This window comes from Kitasatospora sp. NPDC002551, assembly GCF_040296005.1.
Taxonomy (GTDB): domain Bacteria; phylum Actinomycetota; class Actinomycetes; order Streptomycetales; family Streptomycetaceae; genus Kitasatospora.
Genome location: NZ_JBEOWI010000046.1, coordinates 1 through 18,230, shown reverse-complemented (window position 1 = coordinate 18,230; position 18,230 = coordinate 1). Strand labels below are relative to the sequence as shown.

Annotated in this window: 16 protein-coding genes; 7 read left to right on the top strand and 9 right to left on the bottom strand. The window is 72.1% G+C overall.

Annotated features, from left to right (window positions below; translation table 11 throughout):
- Positions 1-32: 32 nt before the first annotated feature.
- Positions 33-1,337, bottom strand: coding sequence for a UDP-glucose dehydrogenase family protein (locus ABT093_RS30390; protein ID WP_350569920.1), 1,305 nt, complete (start codon positions 1,335-1,337; stop codon positions 33-35).
- 164 nt (positions 1,338-1,501) lie between these two features.
- Between ABT093_RS30390 and ABT093_RS30385 the strand changes: the two genes are divergently transcribed.
- The 3 genes from ABT093_RS30385 to ABT093_RS30375 all read left to right on the top strand — a co-directional run bounded on the left by ABT093_RS30385 (position 1,502) and on the right by ABT093_RS30375 (position 3,932).
- Positions 1,502-2,029 (top strand): NUDIX hydrolase, encoded by a 528-nt coding sequence (locus ABT093_RS30385; RefSeq protein WP_350569919.1) that lies wholly within the window; start codon positions 1,502-1,504, stop codon positions 2,027-2,029.
- 229 nt (positions 2,030-2,258) lie between these two features.
- Positions 2,259-3,116 carry a hypothetical protein gene (locus ABT093_RS30380; protein WP_350569917.1) on the top strand — a complete coding sequence of 286 codons (858 nt, stop codon included), beginning with the start codon at positions 2,259-2,261 and terminating at the stop codon, positions 3,114-3,116.
- Between the two features lie 189 nt (positions 3,117-3,305).
- A complete protein-coding gene (locus ABT093_RS30375; protein ID WP_350569915.1) occupies positions 3,306-3,932 on the top strand; it encodes a hypothetical protein in 627 nt (208 codons plus the stop codon).
- A gap of 67 nt (positions 3,933-3,999) precedes the next feature.
- On the opposite strand, the gene ABT093_RS30370 is transcribed toward ABT093_RS30375, so the two are convergent.
- Positions 4,000-4,560: an SUKH-4 family immunity protein gene (locus tag ABT093_RS30370; protein WP_350569913.1), complete on the bottom strand. Its 561-nt coding sequence runs from the start codon at positions 4,558-4,560 to the stop codon at positions 4,000-4,002.
- 138 nt (positions 4,561-4,698) lie between these two features.
- Here ABT093_RS30370 and ABT093_RS30365 point away from each other — a divergent pair, with 138 nt between their 5' ends.
- Positions 4,699-5,145, top strand: a complete 447-nt coding sequence (locus tag ABT093_RS30365) for a DUF8825 domain-containing protein (protein WP_350569912.1) — start codon at positions 4,699-4,701, stop codon at positions 5,143-5,145.
- A 228-nt stretch (positions 5,146-5,373) separates the two neighbouring features.
- On the top strand, positions 5,374-5,898 hold the full coding sequence (locus tag ABT093_RS30360) for a hypothetical protein (protein ID WP_350569910.1): 525 nt from the start codon (positions 5,374-5,376) through the stop codon (positions 5,896-5,898).
- 51 nt (positions 5,899-5,949) lie between these two features.
- On the opposite strand, the gene ABT093_RS30355 is transcribed toward ABT093_RS30360, so the two are convergent.
- The 4 genes from ABT093_RS30355 to ABT093_RS30340 form a co-directional block, all read right to left on the bottom strand.
- Entirely contained in the window at positions 5,950-6,945 is a 996-nt protein-coding gene (locus ABT093_RS30355; RefSeq protein ID WP_350569908.1) for a hypothetical protein, read from the bottom strand.
- Positions 6,942-9,758 carry a DEAD/DEAH box helicase gene (locus tag ABT093_RS30350; protein ID WP_350569907.1) on the bottom strand — a complete coding sequence of 939 codons (2,817 nt, stop codon included), beginning with the start codon at positions 9,756-9,758 and terminating at the stop codon, positions 6,942-6,944. The genes ABT093_RS30355 and ABT093_RS30350 overlap by 4 nt, the downstream gene beginning before the upstream one ends.
- Positions 9,759-10,054: 296 nt before the next feature.
- Positions 10,055-10,987, bottom strand: coding sequence for a PIN domain-containing protein (locus ABT093_RS30345; RefSeq protein WP_350569906.1), 933 nt, complete (start codon positions 10,985-10,987; stop codon positions 10,055-10,057).
- A gap of 198 nt (positions 10,988-11,185) precedes the next feature.
- On the bottom strand, positions 11,186-11,578 hold the full coding sequence (locus ABT093_RS30340; protein WP_350569904.1) for a hypothetical protein: 393 nt from the start codon (positions 11,576-11,578) through the stop codon (positions 11,186-11,188).
- 141 nt (positions 11,579-11,719) lie between these two features.
- On the opposite strand from ABT093_RS30340, the gene ABT093_RS30335 reads away from it, so the two are divergent.
- Entirely contained in the window at positions 11,720-12,568 is an 849-nt protein-coding gene (locus ABT093_RS30335; protein ID WP_350569902.1) for a hypothetical protein, read from the top strand.
- A gap of 376 nt (positions 12,569-12,944) precedes the next feature.
- Here ABT093_RS30335 and ABT093_RS30330 read toward each other — a convergent pair whose 3' ends face one another.
- The 3 genes from ABT093_RS30330 to ABT093_RS30320 all read right to left on the bottom strand — a co-directional run bounded on the left by ABT093_RS30330 (position 12,945) and on the right by ABT093_RS30320 (position 17,076).
- Positions 12,945-15,659, bottom strand: a complete 2,715-nt coding sequence (locus ABT093_RS30330; RefSeq protein ID WP_350569900.1) for a DEAD/DEAH box helicase — start codon at positions 15,657-15,659, stop codon at positions 12,945-12,947.
- 75 nt (positions 15,660-15,734) lie between these two features.
- Positions 15,735-16,283 carry a hypothetical protein gene (locus ABT093_RS30325; protein ID WP_350569898.1) on the bottom strand — a complete coding sequence of 183 codons (549 nt, stop codon included), beginning with the start codon at positions 16,281-16,283 and terminating at the stop codon, positions 15,735-15,737.
- Positions 16,284-16,350: 67 nt separating this feature from the next.
- Entirely contained in the window at positions 16,351-17,076 is a 726-nt protein-coding gene (locus tag ABT093_RS30320; RefSeq protein ID WP_350569896.1) for a hypothetical protein, read from the bottom strand.
- A gap of 561 nt (positions 17,077-17,637) precedes the next feature.
- Between ABT093_RS30320 and ABT093_RS30315 the strand changes: the two genes are divergently transcribed.
- Positions 17,638-18,171: a hypothetical protein gene (locus ABT093_RS30315; RefSeq protein ID WP_350569894.1), complete on the top strand. Its 534-nt coding sequence runs from the start codon at positions 17,638-17,640 to the stop codon at positions 18,169-18,171.
- Positions 18,172-18,230 lie beyond the last annotated feature (59 nt).

Genomic DNA, 18,230 nt, shown 5'->3' with positions numbered 1-18,230 from the left:
TCGCCGGGGGCCGCGCTGCGGGCAGGACCGGGTCACGGCCGGCCGACCGACAGGTAGGCGAAGCCCGCCGCCCGCATCCGCGCCGGGTCCAGCAGGTTGCGGCCGTCGAAGAGCACCGCGGCGCGCATCTCCCCGGCCACCTCCTCCCACGGCAGGCCGGCCAGCTCCGGCCACTCGGTGACCACGATCGCCGCATCCGCCCCCGCCAGCGCCTCCCGCACGTCCTCGAAGCGGACCGTGTGCGACCACGGCTGCTCCTCGGTCACCCGCGCCAGCGGGTCCCAGCAGCACACCTCCGCGCCCTCGGCCAGCAGCCGGGACGCCACCACCGTGCTGGGCGCCTGCCGCATGTCGTCCGTCCCGGCCTTGAACGCCATGCCCAACACGGCCACCCGCTTGCCGCCGAAGCCCCCCAGCTGCTCCTTGAGACGCTGCAGCGCGCGGCGGGCCTGGAGGTTGTTGACGTCGATGACCGCGCCGAGCAGCTGGAGGTGCTGCCCGGTGTCGGAGGCCATCTGCTTGAGCGCGACGCCGTCCTTCGGGAAGCACGAGCCGCCCCAGCCCAGGCCGGCGCGCAGGAAGTGCGGACCGATGCGCGGGTCCATGCCGACCGCGGCCATGACCTGTTCGACGTCGGCGCCGGTGCCCTCGCACAAAGTGGCGATCTCGTTCGCGAAGGAGATCCGGGTCATCAGCAGGGCGTTCGCGGTCAGCTTCGCCAGTTCCGCCGAGCGGACGTCCATCCGCACCACCGGCCCGTCGACGCCGCGGTGCAGGTCCGCCACCAGTCGGCCGGTCGCCTCGTCGGCGCTGCCGATCACGATCCGGTCCGGGCGCATGAAGTCGGAGACCGCCTTGCCCTCGGCGGTGAACTCCGGATTCGCCGCGTAGCCGACGTGCGCGAGGCCGGCCCGGTCGAGGGCCTGGCGGATCCGGTCGCCGGTGCCGACCGGCACCGTGCTCTTGACGACCACGGCGGCCAGGTCCGGCGCGGATGTGAGTTCCTCCACGACCGCCCACACCCGGGACAGGTCCGCGTCCCCGGCCGGGCCCGGCGGAGTGTCGACGCACACGTACGCCACTTCCGCCCCGGCCAGCGCGGTGGCCGCCTCCAGCGTGAACGCCAGCCGGCCGCGATTGCGCGCGATCAGCTCGCCGAGCCCGGGTTCGTGGAATGGCACCTCGCCGGCGGTGAGGGCCGCCACCTTGGCCGGCACGATGTCGCGCACCACGACTCCGTGGCCGAGTTCGGCCAGGCACGCGCCGGTCACCAGGCCGATGTAGCCGGCGCCGAACACGGCGATCCGGCGGGAGGCGGGGACGAGTGATTGGTCCAAGGCGCTGATCCGTTCTCGAAGGGGCGGATTCCCGGGCTCTCCCAGCACTCTAGACCAGACGGGCGATGTCCCTCGCACAGTCCGATGATCACGCAACTCCCTTGCGCTGTCGGGAAGTTGATCGCGATAGGCTCATCCGGAGACGACCGAAGGGAGCCACCCGCTTGACCACCCAACCGACCCTCGACCCCCACGACTTCGCCGCCGCCCTGCCGCCCCACGCGGTCTCCGCGAGCGTCCTGATCACCGACACCTCCGGCCGCATCCTCATGCTCCACCAGGCCCGCGCCTACCCCGGCCACCCCGCCTGGTGGCAACTGCCCGGCGGACTCGGCGACCTCGGCGAGAACCCCCTCGACACCGCGTACCGGGAAGTCACGGAGGAGACCGGCATCCGCCTCACCGGCCCCCTGCGCCCGCTCGTGATCGACTACCGCTCGGCCGCCGACGGCTGGCCACCCGTGATCGACTTCGCCTTCGAAGCCACCCCCCTCCCCAGCCACCAGCCCGTCCGGCTCAGCTCCGAGCACGACACCTACGCCTGGCGTGCCTACGACCAGTGGCTGCCCGATCTCCAGCCCGAGCAGCGCCACTGGTTCGCCTCCGTCTGGCAGGCCCACGCCACCGGTACCACCGCGCTGCTCAGCGATGGCCAGGACGTCACCGGCCGGCCTCCCACCGACGGCAGCTGAAGCTGGCGGGTCGGCGCCGCTCCCGGCTGGCGCCCGCGGCCGCGCCATCGGGACGGACCGGACCAGCCGTGAGGGCCTGGACCGCCAGCGGAGGGGCGACGTCGGCCGGGGGTTCTTCGCGCACTGGCCCGGGACCGCGCGTCAGCGCACCGTACTTCTGTGCCAGCATGGCGGTCACCGCCTACACGCCGCCGCTCGCGGAAACCATCAGGTCCTGGAGAGGGAGTACATGCCGGACGACCGGGGGAGCGATACCGGCCTGCGGATCTGGTCACCGCCGCCGATGTCGAGGAGGCCGCTGGTCGATCCCAACCCGTGGCTGGTGCCCAGCGCGCACCTGTTGGTGCTCGAAGCACAGCGGTACTTGCCTCCGCCGTCGGGTGATCTTCCGCGTCGGCCCGGCACCCTGCACCCGTACACGTCGGAGCGGTTCGACAAGGGACTGTGGGAGATGGCACGGCACTACCGTGGCCGCTACGTCCGCCCCGAGGACCTGGAGCGCAACTGCGCGAAACTCCTCGCTCGGGCCCGCACGGCGGCCGAAGCCGTCCTGGAGGCACCCAGTTGGAGGAGGATCAACGGCGAGCACAGCGAAACGGTCACGCGGAGCCTGCCGGACCAGATCTGGCGCATGGCCTTGACCCTCGGCACGGTCCGGCACGACGACGTCATCGATGTCGGCGCCGCCTACTGGCCGTTCCTCAGCACGCTGGAGCGGGCCGCGGCCAAGGCGTTCGACTATGCATTCGACGACGCCGAGACCATCGAGGTCGCGGTGATCAACAGCCTCACGGTGCGCTCCGCCCTGCCGCCGGCGCTCCTGAAGACACCGCCTGCGGAGGACTGGCCGGTCACGGCGCGCCGCGTGACCTGCGAGTGCGGTCGCGACGAACAGTGGTTCGTCGTCTTCGCCGACGACAGGGCCGCGGTCGGGTGCAAGTGCGGACGCATGTGGTGGGAGAACGGGCTGCCCCGTGACGCACTCAGGCAGATCCCCGGATATGCGGAGAACAACCTTCGTACGGGGTTCCACGTGGACTCCCTGGCGGCCGAGTTCGGATTCGGTCCCTTCCAGCATGCGTGGTGACCGGGCGCCCCGGCCGTGTCGTCAGGGTGGCCAGCCGGACGTAGACGTCGCGAACTCGTCGCAGCAAGGGTGACCTCGTCGGCTGCGTGCCCAGGGGTGGCCGCGGCGCCGATCTGAGTAGGGATGCTCAGGAGTCGCCCCCGGCGCCGGGCGTACGGTGATGCTACGAAGCGCAGCGGGGGGTGGGGATTGTCCGGCAAGGTGTGGGTGAAGGCGGCCCTGGTCGCGGTGGCGGGTGTCGCCGGCGCGGTCGGGTTGATGTTCGTGCTCCTGATCGGTGTGTGGTGGTCCCTCGGGTCTGAGGACTACTACTCCAAGCCCGGGCCCGAGATCGTCCGCCGTACCCCGGAGCAGTTCCAGGCGCTCAGCGAGATCGCCGCCCAGGACACGCTGGGGACTCTGAGCCCTGCCCTGGAGCTGAGCGACACGGGCTGCACGGTCGACCGCTACGCGCCGCGCTCGGATGGAACGCTGAGCAAGCTGTCCACCGTCGACCGGCGGTACACGGCCCGTACCCGGATCAGCGCATCCCACCGGCAAGAGCTCAAGGACCGCATCAAGGCCGCGTGGAGGCTGGGCGGCTACCAGCAGGAGACACCGATCTGGACTCCCAGCACCCCGGCCGACCGCCCGGAATTCCTCAGCGCCGAGACCTCGGAGGGGATCCGCGTGACGGTCGCGCTCTACTCGGAGCCGGACGGGACTATCACCCTCACCATGTCCGTCAGCGGCAGCGCCATCGCGTGGGCTCCGGAGTACGCCCGCCCGCTCTCGCCCGTGCGACCGGACGTCGAGGACTCCTACTGGTCGCACTGAGCAGGGGGAGCCGGGCCTCCCGGCACAGGCGGCCAGACCCGCTGGCCCCCGGATCCACCGGCCGACGTCAGTAGAGCCAGCGGTCCAGGAGCCCTGGCCACAGAAACCCCTCGTAGCCGCCGAAGGCCGCCGGATCGATCGTCCTGAGTTCTTCTGCCAGCCGGTTCAGCTCGGCAACAGCCAGCTCTTCATCCTCTCCATAGATGGACCCCTCAGAGCTGTCCGGTTCGCCGAGAAGGCGTGAGGCTGAGACGCGGCTGCCATACCGGTGAAGGACATCGAGCCACACGGCGACATGCGAGTTGGCGAACCACGCCTCCCCGTCCGGCATGACGAAGTACACCGCGGCGGTCTCCGGCTCGATGCCGAAGAACGACCGCTCGGCCTGATCATCAGGGTCCGCCTGCTCGGTGAGACGATAGAGCGGCCCCCGGGACGTGAGCAGAGCCGGCTCAGCCTCACCCTGCACCACAACCCGATCGACAAGACGCGGCGCCAGCGGGATACCCACATCGACGAGCTGCGCCTTCACGAAGCTCGGGACGCGCCAGCTGGCCACGGCGTCCCAATCAGCTCGTGTGACATTCCCCAGACCGGCCCACCCGACCAGCTGGTCGTACGTCGTCATCGAACGAACCTCCTCCGCCGCGCATGCTGCCGACCCTATCGAGCCCCGCTCAGGCCAAAGCACGGGCCGCACGTCCGAAGCATCAGAGGGCGGGGCGCGGCCGGACAACAGATCCGGGCACGCGTACGATTCCCTGCCGTGGGCAAGCAGCAGAAGACCTTCGAGTACCCCGACCGCCTGATCGAGGCGCAGCGGGCGCTGGCCGCCGTGCAGGCCGAGCGCCGGGCGCACCTGGCCGACTTGCCTGCCTGGCATGGTGATCTGGAGGCGGCCCGTGCCGGGCTCGGCGACGAGGCGCTGGCGGAGTCGGCGTGCCTGGAAGAGGCCGAACGCCAGGCCGCCCACCGGGTATGGGCGGACGAGTTCTGGGCAGGCCTGTCCGGCGAGGACCGGGTCGCCGCCGCAGCCGGTTCAAGCACGTCGGTGAGCAGGTGGAACCCGAGGGCGCGTAGCCCGTCCCCGGCCTCCCACCGCTGTCGGTCGTTGCAGGGCCGTGCGCTGGGTGGCCCGAGCACGAGCTGGCAGGAGCGGTTTGGAGAGCCGGAGCAAAGGGTTCCCGGCGGCCGTTTCCGGAGGTCCGGCTGAGGTGTCCCGCAGGTCCAGGAACGCGTGGCATTGCGACAGCTCGTCGCCCGCGAGCCCGGCAGACCACGTGCAGGAGCCACCGGGCCCCACCTTCGTCGACTCCCACCCGTATGCTTCCTTGATCGCTGTGCATCACGTACGACACTAGCCCGTTCCACTCGCCGCCAATCCCTCGTCGAGTCCATCGCTACGGTCGCCGACCGGAGCGCCCCGCCCGAGACTGGAACCGTGCTTCTCCACACCCCGACCTGCGGCGAGCTGGACCTGATCGTGGCCGCCCGCACCACGACCGATCCGGACGACGGGGCCGCGGCCAGGATCGTCCTCGCCCAGGGCCGGCTGTTCACCCCCAGGCCCTGGCCTGCCACCGGCGCACCCCGCCGCGGAGCGCCCGCCCACTGCTTCGCGAACGCCTTGCGGGTGGCCCGCCGTGTCGGCGGCGGGTACGTCGAGGGCTTCGTCCTCGCGGCCGGGAGGCTGCGCCACCATGCGTGGTGCGTGCGGGCGGACGGGGCTGTACTCGACCCCACGTGGCCGCGGGGCGAAGCACCGCAGGCGTACCTCGGCGTGCCGATGGCGGTCTGGTTCGTGGAGGCCTTCCAACAGCGGACGCTCACCAAGACGCGCTTCGCGGGCCTGCTGGACGCCAGGGTGCAGGCCGAACGGGATGCGGGGCGCATCCACCGGGCTGGCGTACCGTCCGCCGCGCTCCTGGACCTCGGCGCCGAGGTGCCCCGGACGAACGGATCCTGACTGCCCGACTCTATCCCCGCTCCCGCTGCCCGCTGAGTCACCAGCTCGCCGTCAGCGCCAGACCGTGCCCTGCGCGGAGAGGCGGTGCAGTGCCTGCTCGGCGGCCGGATCTCCGGCCGACTCGGAGCGGGGGCGGCTGATCGCAGCCCTGTGCACCGGCTCGGCCTTGGCGAGAAGGCCGTCGAGCATCCCGCCGGCCCGCTTGGCCGTGCGCAGCGCCAGCAGGGTGAGGGCGTCCATGTCGATGCCCGGCATCGGGGTGAGGGAGACCTTCGCGCCGGCGCCCCCGGGCGCCGGCGAGGACGGCAGCGGCGGCCGGGCGGAGGGGTGGCGGCGGGCGTAGGCGTCGTCGGCGGACACCTGGGGCAGCGCGACGGGGGCACCGGGCCGGAAGCTTCGTGTGAGGCTGTGGTGGTCGGGATCGGCGACGCCGGCCAGGAAGTCCGCGGCGGCCCGGCCGCGCAGGAGCAGCAGTGCGAGGGGATCAGTGTCCAGCACCCTGGCCACCTGGAGAACCAGGGTGACCGCGTGCTTGCACGGTCCGCTGCGGGAGCCGCAGTGGCAGTTCACGTGCAGGTCGCGCGGAGTCGGCAGCAACGGCAGGTCATGGCGCCGGGCTTCGGCGAGCAGCCGCTCGGTGATCCCGGTGCCGTCCAGCTGCGCCCAGCGCGCCGGGACGGCGCGGGCGATGTGGGTCAGGAGCCGCCAGGCTGTGTCCGGCATGGCGGGGATGGCCACCGAGATGCGGGTCGCGAGGCTTCTGTAGGACCAGTGCGAGGTGTCGTCGTCCTCGGACAGGGAGCAGCTGACGATGGTGGCCTTGTTGGTGATGTTCGGGTGGTGCCGGGAGATGTCGAAGGTCAGATCGGTGATCCGGATGCTGCGGGCGTAGGAGCGTGCGCGGGCGATCCGGCTCCGGGTCTTCTGGTCGGCGGCAAGGGCGTCGATCCAGGCCAGGCCGGTCGGGGTGACGGCGTCCGTCTTGCCCTCGGGTGCGGCGGCCGGGGGATAGGCCCGGTGGTAGGAGGCGGGGGTGGCGAGGTTCACGGGTGCCTGCGCAGGGTGACGAGGTCGGCCAGCTGCTGGTCGTTCAGCTCGCTGAACCCGGCCTCTTGGTCGGGCAGGACGAGGTGGGCCAGCCAGCGTTTGTCGGAGAGTACCTCCATGACGTTCTCCTCCATCGTGCCGGCGGCGATCGGCCGGTGAATCTGAACCGTCTGGGTCTGGCCGATCCGGTGGGCTCGGTCTGCGGCCTGGTCCATGACGGCGGGGTTGTACCACTGGTCGAGCTGGACGACGTGTCCGGCCCGGGTGAGGGTCAGGCCGGTCCCTGCGGCGCGCAGCGACAGCAGGAACACCGGGAAGTCGCCGGCCTGGAAACGGGCGACCATTTTGGTGCGCTGGCGGGCTGTCAGCTGGCCGTGCAGCAGATCGTGGGAGATGCCGCGGGCCTCCAGGTGCCCTGACAGCAGCTTGGCCATCCGCACGTACTGGGTGAACACGAGGGCGGCCTGGCCCTCGGGGACGATCACGTCCAGGAGCTCGTCGAGCAGCGCGACCTTGCCGGAGCGCTCAGCGAAGGAGCGGCCGGCCGGATTGTCCTCGTCCTGGAGGTACAGGGCGGGGTGCAGGCAGATCTGCCGCAGCGCCGTCAGCAGCTTGAAGACCAGGCCCTTGCGGGCGATGCCCTCGCTGGAGGCGATCAGCGCCAGGTGCTCGCGGACGACGGCCTCGTAGAGGGCGGCCTGCTCCGTCGTCAGCTCGACCTGATGGTTGGTCTCGATCTTCGGTGGCAGGTCGGGAGCGATCGCCGGGTCGGACTTGAGACGGCGAAGGATGAACGGACCGGTCAGATCCCGGAGCCGGGATGCGGCCGTCTCGTCTCCCTCGGCCTCGATCGGCCGGGCGTAGCGGGTGCGGAAGTCGGTGTCGGAGCCGAGCAGGCCGGGGACGGCGAAGTCCAGGACCGACTTCAGGTCGGCGAGCTTGTTCTCCACCGGCGTTCCTGTCAGCGCGACCCTCGCGTCCGCCGGGATCGCCCGGACGGCCCTGGCGATGGAGGTGTGCGGGTTCTTGGCGTGCTGGGCCTCGTCCAGGACGGCCAGGGACCACCGGCGGGCGGTCAGCTGCTCCAGGCGGCGGTGCAACGTGGTGTACGTGGTCAGGGCGACCGCGTCGCCGGGCAGGTCGTCGGGGAGGTTCTCGGGGCCGTGGACCCGGTGGACCGGGATGTGCGGGGCGAAGCGGGCCAGCTCGCCGGCCCACGAACCCAGCAGGGTGGCGGGGCAGACGATCAGAGCCGGTCCGGCCGTGGCCGGCTGCTCCTGCCGGGACAGGTGCAGCGCGATGACCTGCAATGTCTTACCCAAGCCCATATCGTCACACAACGCACATCCCAGGCCGACCGACGTCAGCTGCTGCATCCACGCCAGGCCCACCTCCTGGTACGGGCGCAGGGTGGCGTTCAGCTTCGCGGGTACGGCGGCCGGGCGCTCGCGGGCACCGGCCACCGCCTGGCGCAGGTCGGCGAGCCGGCCGCTCACCGGTGCGAGGTCGACCGCCTCGCCGTCGGGCCCGTCGATTGTCCCGGTGATCGCGGCGGCCAGGCCCTGGATACCGGTCAGGTCGCCGATGCGGCGCCGGCGGAGCTTGGCGACCAGCGCGGCGTCGACCCGCACCCACTGGTCGCGCAGCCGCACGAAGGGCCGCCGTGCCTCCGCCAGCCGGTTCATCTCCGCCTGGCTGAGCTCCCTGCCGCCCAGGGCGATGCGCCACCTGAACTCCAGCAGCTTCTCCTGGCCCAGCAGCCGGCCGGCCAGCGCCGAGCCCGGGCTCTTCGCCGACACCTGGGCGCGCACCGTCAGCGCCCGGACCACGTCGCGCGGCAGCAGTACGTCGCAGCCGGCGGCCGCGAGGTCGCCAGCGCTCGGACCGAGCAGGTCGTCCACCTCCTCGGGGGACAGGTCCAGAGCCGGAAGGCCGGGGAAGTCCAGGAACTCCTTCATCGGCACCCACGCCTCGGCGGCGGCGTGCAGCGCGACCTCGGCGTGCACACGGACCGGGTCGAGCGCCGGATCCCCGTTCTCGGCCCACAGCCGCGCCGGACTGAGCAGGACTTCGTCGACGCCGGTGCGGCGCACCTGCAGCACCGCGCGCACGCCGGACGGCCCGTCCTCGTCGATCTCCACGAGCAGCGAGATCCGCGCCAGCGGGACCGGGGCGGGCACGTCACGCAGGGCCAGCTGCGGCACGTGCTGAACCGGAAGGGCCGTGAACACCGGCGTCCCGGCCCGCTCGGGACCTTCGGGCGTACGAGCGACGGTGTCCGCGACCGCGTCCAGGTAGGCCTGGAGCAGGAACGCCGGCTCGGGCAGCATCGGCCGCCCGCCGTGCAGCGCCTGAAAGGGGATCGCGTGCGCGGTCGGCGGCATCGAGCGCGCGAACGCGGCCAGCTGCGCCCGCTCCTGGTCGGTCTGCGGTACGCACCGCCAGGTGTCGAAGCCCGCCTCGGTCACGTCCACGTCCAGCCGGCCCCGCGAGATCAGCTCAAGGGCGAACAGCGAGACGCCGCCCCAGAACCGGCAGGCCTCGTCGCCGCTCCCCCGGAGCCGGGCCCGGCTGAGCAGGGGCAGGGCCAAGTCGACCGGCATCGACCAGCACGGGACCCGCGAGCTGCGCACGCCGTTGGCCTGGTGACGTACCACCGCCGTCTCCTGCCCGGCGGATTCCTCGACGCCCTCCGGCAGTTCGTCGGGGAAGGCCACCGTCACGTTCGGCCGCCAGAACCGCATCCGGCCGTTGCGCGGCGGGTCCGCTGGCTCGAAGGCGGCCGGCAGGGCCGTCAAGTCCGTGCTGCTCACCGCTTCTCGCTTTCTGCGCCGGGGGACGACGCCATGGTGTCCTGGCTGCTCGCCGACGGGCCCGGGGAACGGGAGGTTCACTCCATCGGGTGAATCCGAGACGGGTTCGCCGGAAAAGGACCGCCCACCAGGCCCGTGTCGGCGCTGGCAGGCCGGAGCCGTGGAAGCCCCCGGTCCGCCCGCCATAGCCCGTTGCGGTCAACGCTAGTGCCTGGGACGGCCTGCCCATTCCAGGTCCGGGTCCGGTGCGACGGCACCCGACCCGGACCCGGTCGGGTCGGACGTCCTTGTGCGGGTCAGCGGACGGTGTCGGGAAGTGCGGGACGGCCCAGGAAGTACCGGTCCCCGGTCAGCCGGGTGAAGCCGGGGTGCTCGCGCATCGCGGCCCTCAGCCGGGTCGCGGGGACGCGGACGCCGTCGGCGGCCAGCGCGTCCCGCAGCTGCCCGAGGGTCAGGGCGGAGCGGGTACGGGCGAGGTGGCGGGCGGCGAGCTGCTCGGTGGTCGCCTCACCGGAGGCCTGAACCACCACCAGGCGGTCGCGGGTGAGGGCGTGGTCCTCGCTGGCCGCGGCGAACCGCTCCAGCAGGGGCCCGGCCGTCTCCCGGAGGGAGACCGCGCCGGCCCGCCACCGGGCGCCGTCCAGCAGGCCTTGGTGGCGGCAGACCAGAACGGCCAGGGCGACCACCGCGCCCGCGAGGACCGGGTGGCGCGCCGCGGCGCGCCCTGCCCAGGCCGCCGTCTGCCAGGCGAGGCGGGCGGCGACATCGGCGACGCGCACCGACACGTCCAGGTTCGCCTCGAAGCCGGCCGCGCGCAGCAGCCCGTGGGCCATCCCGACCCACCGGTCCACCGGAACGGCCAGGCCGAAGCGGGCGAACACGCTGTCCTGGGTCAGGATGACGGCGGGGGCGAGGAACTGCGCGAGGGCCGCGGTAGGGGCGTCGTCGGCGTCGCCGCGGGCGATCGCCGGCAGCGACGGGTCGTCGCGCAGCAGCAGCCGGGCGGCGGGGGAGAGGTGGTCGCCGATGGCGAGGTCGACGATCGGCACCCCGGGCAGCATCCGCTTCCACAGCTGCGCCTGCGCCTGGTCGAGCGGTACGCCGGTGTCCGCCGCGATCCTCGGGAGGTGCCGCTGCAGTTCCTCCACGATGTGCGCGGCGCCGAAGGGGTTCGAGCGGCCGGTGCCGGACAGGGCGCTGATCAGATCGACCGGCTCGGCGTCGCGCACCGCACGCCACCTGGGCCAGGGCGCAGGCGTCCACGACGGTGACCACGGTGGGGCAGGTCAGGGCGGAGGTCAGCGGGGCGGAGAGGACGGCCGGCGGTCCGGCGGGCGGGGAGACCATGGCGCTCAGTGTCGGGCCGCCGAAGCCAGCCCGTCGAGGGATTTGCGGAAGAGGCGAGCCTGAGGAAGGGGTGGCCCGGGCTAGCGTCCGGTCAGGGTGACGATCCGGGAGTCCCGGTCCGGGCCGCCGTCGACGATTGCGCTCAGCACGACGTCGGTGTGGTGGGTCCAGGCGTCCACGGGCGCGCGCACTTTGGTCTCGCAGGTCTTGGTGATCTGGTCTCCGCCCAGGTAGGAGCCCCAGTGCATATTCACGGCCTTCAGCTCCACGCACCCCCTGTCCGATTCCACCCATCCCTTGAGGCGGTAGCCGTTGTTCTCCGCGGTGGCCGTCAGCCGGGCGCTCCCGGACACCGAGCCGTCGCCCGCGCTCGCGTCCAGCCCGATGGTCTGCACGCTGCGTTGCCCGCCCGCCGCTGCGGGGGACGCCACCAGCAGCACGACGGCCGCCGCCGCCCAAACGCACGTCCGCACAGGTCGTTCCCTTCGTCTCGCTGCTCCTGCTGTCCCAGCAACGGGCGCGCGGACGGCGGGTTACGACGTGTTGGCCCGTTGGTGGTTCCGTGCTGTCGTGGAGCCCGTCACCCGTGTCCGCCCGGCTCGATACCTTGGGGTATGACCATCTTTCACCCACCGTCCGCCCCGCAGGCCCCGTCTGCCGTCAGGGCGGAGGGCCAGGGCCCCGGCAGCACCGGCGACCGGGCCGGGGCCGTTCTGCTGCGGGCCCGCCGAGCGGGAGAGGAGTGTGCGCGGTGGGTACGCGGACTCGCCGACAGCCAGGACCACGACGTGCACCGCTCCTGCCTGGAGACGACGGCCGCCGCCATCGAGGAGGCAAGCGGACGGGTGCTTGCCGCCGGCGCCAGCGGGTACCTCCCCGAGGATCTCGCCCACGCGCTCGGTGCCGGCATGCTCGGACCCGCCGCCGACGGCAGCGTGCCGCATCTCGCCCCGGGGGAGCGTCTCGCGCTGGCCGCCGCGTGCGCGGTCGCCGCCGCGATGCCTGTCTGCTTCTCCAGCAACCCCATCTGGAAGCGGGAGATCGCCGTCCTCACCGAGGACCTGGCGGCGGCCACCACCGCCGGGCAGCTCGCCACCCGGACCGCTGGGGCCGCCACCTGCGAGCCGCGCACCTTCCCTCTTCTGGGCGGCGCCTTCCCGGACCCCCTCGACGGGCTCGCCTGGCGGGGGGTCACGGCCCGTGCGACCGAAGCGTTCGAGATCGCCCTGCACTACCAGGACGGCACCGGACCGAAGGCCTGCGCCGAGGCCCTGCTGAACGCCCTGCACGCGGCGTCCCCGGGCATCGTCGCCGCCGCCCTCGTCCGGGTCGCCGACGATCCCGCGCTCGGCCTGGACGCGGACCAGTGGGAGTACCTGCACAACCTGGCTGGCACCATCGACCTGGACACGCTGGAGGACCTCACCGGTGCCAACGGCCCCGGCACCACCGACGAGCACTAGCAGTCCTGCCGCCCGGCGGCTCCCGCGAAGGCGTCGGTCTCTCCCGGGTCGCTGGCCGCACCAGCGGACGCACAGACCAACCAGCCGAACGGTTCCTCGTCCAGCTCTTCATCCTCCTGGTCGCACGCGGTTCCTCCACGTCGACCACGGTGACCGTCATTGGCCGCCCGCCCGGGGTCACCAGGATGCGGGGGAGAGCCGCGCGTAGCCCAGCGCGTCCGAGGGGACCGGTCTGCCGGCGGACAGCCGCAGGGAAGTCGAGTGCTGACTGAGGCATCGCCGATGGACCGCATCAAGGTGGCGTCGGCGCAGCTGGGAGCGAAGGCCGGCCACGTTGCGGCAGCCGAGGGCGGTGGTCGGGTGCGCGGCCGCCGACTCACAGCTTCGTTTCGCCTGGGGCGCTCGCCCGTCGGCGGGTCATCGGCACGCCTAGGGCAAGCAGTTGCTCGACGCGGGTGGCCGGTAGTTGACCTGTGCCTGCGCGGTGGCGGTAGTAGCCCAGGCGTTGGGCGAACGGGTACCCAGTGGTGTCGATGTATCCCCGTGGTGGCAGCTGGCCGGGTTCATGGTCGGCGTACCAACGGCGCGCCGCGTCCAGGAAGTCGGGCCAGGGGTCGGACGGCCGGAGAGGGAGACCGAGTTCTTCGAGGTCGCGCTGCACTTCGGGCAGGAGGGTGCCCTTGCGGTACCAGCCGCGCAAACGGTCCAGGAGGGGGTAGAGCAGGGCGCCGTCGGCGGTGCGGTAGGTGGAGGGGACGCGCAGGTGGCCGTGCTCGGCGTGGAAGCGGCGCATGGCAGCGGCAGCGTCATTCTGTGCGGTGGCGGTGGTGCGGGTGGGGGCGAGTTCGGCGAGCAGGGCTCGCTGTTCGTCGGTGAGGTCGGCGGCCCGCTGGCGGTATGTGGCGAGCTTGGCCGCAAGGGGGTAGTCGTCCTCAGGGTCGCACCAGCCGCGGGGCAGTTGCAGGTTTCGCACTCCGGGGCGGGCGAGGTGACGGCGGGCTGCATGGACGAAGCGGTCCCATTCGGCGGCGGCGCGCTCCTGCTGGGGTTCCCAGACCATCCCGAGCTGGTCGAGGGCGGCGGCCCGATCGACGGCGATGGTGCCCTTGCGTCGGCCGATGCGGAGGTTGGACAGGGTCCGGCCGAGCGGGGTGCCGTCGGGGGCCGTGTAGTCCTCGGGGACGGCGAGGTGGCCGTGCCGCTCCCGGTAGGTCCGGGCGGCGGCGAGGCAGTTCTGCCAGTCGGCGTCAAGGACGTTCCAGACCATGCCGAGCTTGCCGAGTCGCTCGGCGCGGTCGGCGCTGAGTCGGCCGGCGCGCTGCTGAGCGCGCTGGCGGTTGATCCACCTGCCGAGCTGGAAGCCGCAGGAGTCGGTGTAGTCCTGGGGGATGCGCAGGTGGCCGTTGGCCGCGTGGTAGTCGGCGGCGGCTTGGTAGGCGTTCTCCCATGCCTGCTGATGGGGTTCCCAGACCATGCCGAGCTTGTCGAGGGCTTCGATCCGGTCGGGGCTGAGCCAGCCGCGGCGGCGGTGCTTGGTGGCGTCTTGCATCCAGCGCCACAGCCGGTAGCCGTCGGGGGTGAGGTAGTCGGTGGGCACGCGCAGGTGGCCGTGGGTGGCGTAGAAGGTTGCGGCGTGGCCGTAGCCCTCCCACCAGGGAGAGGTGGTTTGTCGTACCAGCAGGGTGGTGAGGGTGGCGAGGACGCGTTGGGTGGTGCCCTGCGGCAGGACGACGGTGATCTTCTGGGGAAGGCCGGGATTGTCGACGTGGCCGTGGGAACGCTGGACGTCCAGGTCCGTGCCCAGTGGTTCGTCGTGGGCGCGCAGAGCCCGCACGACCTGCCACAGGATGTCGTAGTCGCCGGGGTCGAGGTCGCCGACCTCGCCGTCTTCTTCGGGGAGCACCAGCGGCACGATGATGGTCGAGGGGCCGGCGGCGTCGGCGTGGGGGCGCAGTGCGCGGCCGACGGCCTGCACGATGTCGACCGCCGAGCGCTTGGGGTGCGCGAAGAGGATGGCGTCCACGGCTGGCACGTCCACGCCCTCGCCCAGACAGCGAGCGTTGGACACCACGGTCCAGCCGTCCTCTGGCGGATGGCGCAGGTGGTCAAGGACGCGGTCGCGAACGGCGTGGCTCATCTCGCCGTGGACGTGGCTGAAGATCGGGGCGATGGCGCCCAGGCGGGCGGCGGTCCCCGGCAAGGTGCGGGCGAAGTCGGCAGCCTGGGCGACGCGGTGGTGGAACGTCAGGACTCGGCGGGCGCGGTGCAGGGAGTTGGCCTTGATGAGGGCGGCCTGGGCTACGAGGGTCTGCAAGGAGGGCGCGCCGATCTCTTCGACGTACTCGTGCTGCTCGTCGGCGAGCAGCGAGCGGGCCTCGCGGTCGCTGATGCCGACGACCACGAGCCGGTAGTCCTCCAGGTAGCCCTCCGCGATGCCGCGGGCGAAGGAGTAGTTGTACAGGACGGGGCCGAACACGTCGGGGTCGTCCATGGACAGGTGGCCGTGGCGTTCGGCGCCCGAGCGGTTGATGCGCGGGGTCGCGGTCATGTAGAGGCGTCGCTGCGCGGGCAGGAAGGCGCGGTCGACCACGCGGCGGGTGGTGGCGTCGGGGCGGCCTGCCAGGTGGTGGGCCTCGTCCAGGATGAGCAGGTCCAGCGGCGCGGTGGCGCGCACGGCCTCGGCGAGGCGTTCGGCGGAGGCGTAGGTGCCCACGATCAGGCGCAGCCCGTCGGCGGGTTCGGGCAGCCAGGCTGCGATGGCGGTGGGGTCGGTGGTGACCGGGATGTGCAGGTCCGGCAGGTGGGCGGGTGCGTCGGCCACGGTGTCGTCGAAGCAGACTGCGAGCGCCGCATGGATCGGCGTGGCGGCGTTGCGCTGCCAGGAGGAGAGGGTCTGCGCGGTGAGCGCCAGCGACGGGGTGAGGACGGCGACGGTTCCGCCGGCGGGCAGCAGCCGTTCGGTGGCGCGCTGTGCCATCAGCGTCTTGCCTGATCCGCAGGCGGCGTGCAGTTGGCCTAGGGGCGACTCCCGTAGACCGGCGGCCAGCGCCGCCACTGCTTCTGTCTGGTAGGGGCGTTCCTGCTCGTTCACGGGCCGTCCTTCTGCGGGTGATGCTGGCCGCCCGCCGGGCAGGGGATCTGCCAAATCCCCTGCCCGGCGAAGTGCTCAACGAGACTGGCGCGAAACGGTGCTGGAGCCGGTGACATCCTCGCCACTGTCGTCGCTTCGGACGGGGTCGGGAACCACGGTGAGTCCGACCGCGGCCCATCCTTCGCGGGTGCCCTCGTGGTCTGCGGCCCACCAGCGGCTGACCGCGTCGTGCAGGGCGTGGTCGGCCGTCGGCCCCAGGGACCGCAGGTAGGTGAGCAGGGCCTGCTCATCGATCTCCCACTTGGCGCCGTAGGTGCTCTCCTCGTAGGGCAGCGGCGAGTCGCGGACCAGCTGGAAGGCGTCGGTCACCTCGTAGTAGACCAGGGGGGCGCTACCGGCGAGGGCGGGGGTGATGATGGTGCCGTTGAGGACGTCGGCGATGCAGTTCGCCTGGTTCACCGTCAGCCGGATGCGGCGCAGTTCGGCGGCCAGGGCCCCGCGCCACATGCTCAGTTCGAGCTTGGCCTGGATGTGGATGGTGCCGGTCATCATGCGCTGGTCGCGGTCGTCCAGCCAGGCGGCGAGTTCTTCGCTCACCCGGGTCTGGAGGCGGGTGTCGGCCATCGAGGTGTCTCCGTTCAGGGGCGGGGTGGGGCGGCCGGGCGGCCGCCCCGAGGGGGGGGGGGGACGTTCAGTCGCCGAAGGCGCGGGCGCCGCTGCGGCCCATCTCCAGCACCCGCTGGCGCACGAACCGCACCGGCGGGGTCAGCTTGAGCGGCCGGTGGCGACGGCCGTCCTGCGGCCGGTGGACCAGGTAGCGGGTTCCCGGACGCCACTCGTGAGCATCGGGCAGCAGGTCGACGCCGCGCCCGTCGTGGGCCGCCATCGTCTCGATCGCGTACACGTCGCCCTGGCGCCACACGCGGCGGCCGGCGGCGCGGGCCTTGGTGACCTCAGCCGGTTCCATCCACGCCAGAGCGTCCCGGAGCGTGGTCATCGTGCCCGGCACCCTCACCGCCCACGGCCCCGCGTCGTCACGCCCGACCACGTACGCCAGCTCCGCCCGCCGGTGCCCGAACCGACGGGAGTAGTAACGCCACCCCTCGGCCCGCAGCAGCATCATGCCGGTGCTCACGTCGCGAACGGCGATGTGCAGGCGGACCGTCGTGTTCTCGGAGACGATCTCGGTCTCACCACCACGTCGCTCGATCTCCGCCACGGCGGCGGCCAGCACCCGGCGCTGCGCCCGGACCTCCACCGACTCCGGCACCACGGGCAGCGGGCTCAGCTTGGCGCGCTCGCGACGCAGCCGGGTGATCGCCGTCATCGAGCGGCGGCCGGGCATCCCGTGGGCGGTGAGGAAGTCGGCCAGGCTGCGGGGGTCGCGGATGACGGCGAGCGGTACGGTGACACTCATTGGAGGGTTCCTCTCCAGTCATGGGGCGGTCGGTGGCGGGTCGCAATCGACGCCGACCGCCCCTTCGTAGTGTCTCCACTGTAGCCAATCCGGAGACAGGTGTCTCCAGAATGGGCAATCTGTCTCCGTGTGGGGCGGGCCGAGGCCATGCACGCGCTTTCGGGGCTGCAGCCGAGGTGCCTGCACAATTTCGCTGATGGCATCCGGTACCGTTGGCCCGCCGTGTCTCGTAGGGCCGAACTGATTGAAGGCGCCCTGATCTTCACTCCGATCACCTCTGGGAGGAACGGGACATCGAATCCGCGCGCCGCACCTGCCCCTGCCACCTCCTTGAGGTGGCAGGCGACACCCTCGTGGTCCGACCCTGCGGCGTGCGGACCTCCTGCCTCTAGCAGACGAGCAACGACTGCCCGCGGGCCAGGATCAGCCCGACCGGCACCTACGCGTTCTTCACGCCGTCATGCTGGCGCACCACCAGCCCAATTCAGCGGCAGTTCACCCGATAGTGGACAGTGCAAGGCCACCGCTGGTGACCCAACGCCAGCAGGGCAAGCTGTCCTCATGTCCTCCACCACGCGATCCACCGGGCACACCGCCGCCCGGGCCACCGCGGCGATCCTCGCGGCCCTGCTGCTCACCTCCTGCGGGAAGCCGGCGGCATCCGACCACGTCACACCGAACGCCGCCCCACCGGCCGCCTCCACCGTGGCCTGGCCGGGACCGCCGCCGTCGGACTCCGCCACGGCCCGCGCACAGTTGGTCGCGCTGACGGTCGCTGCGGCGCGTCCGATGACCGGCTACTCCCGCGACCGCTTCCCCCACTGGGCCTCCCAAGGGACGGGCTGCGACACCCGCGAAAGTGTCCTGAAGAGGGACGGGCAATCCGTCGTGACGGACGCCCAGTGCCGTGCCACCTCGGGCACGTGGACATCGGTCTACGACAACCTGAAGTTCAACGACGCCTCGAAAGTCGACATCGACCACCTGGTGCCCCTCGCGGCGGGCTGGAGAGCCGGAGCGGACAGCTGGACGGACGACCAGCGCAAAGCCTTCGCCAATGTAATCTCTGGCTCTACCCAACCGTCTGGCATGTGAGCCAACTACGCTGATGCTCACATGCCTAATGAGTATCAGCAGGGACTCCAGTGACGTCA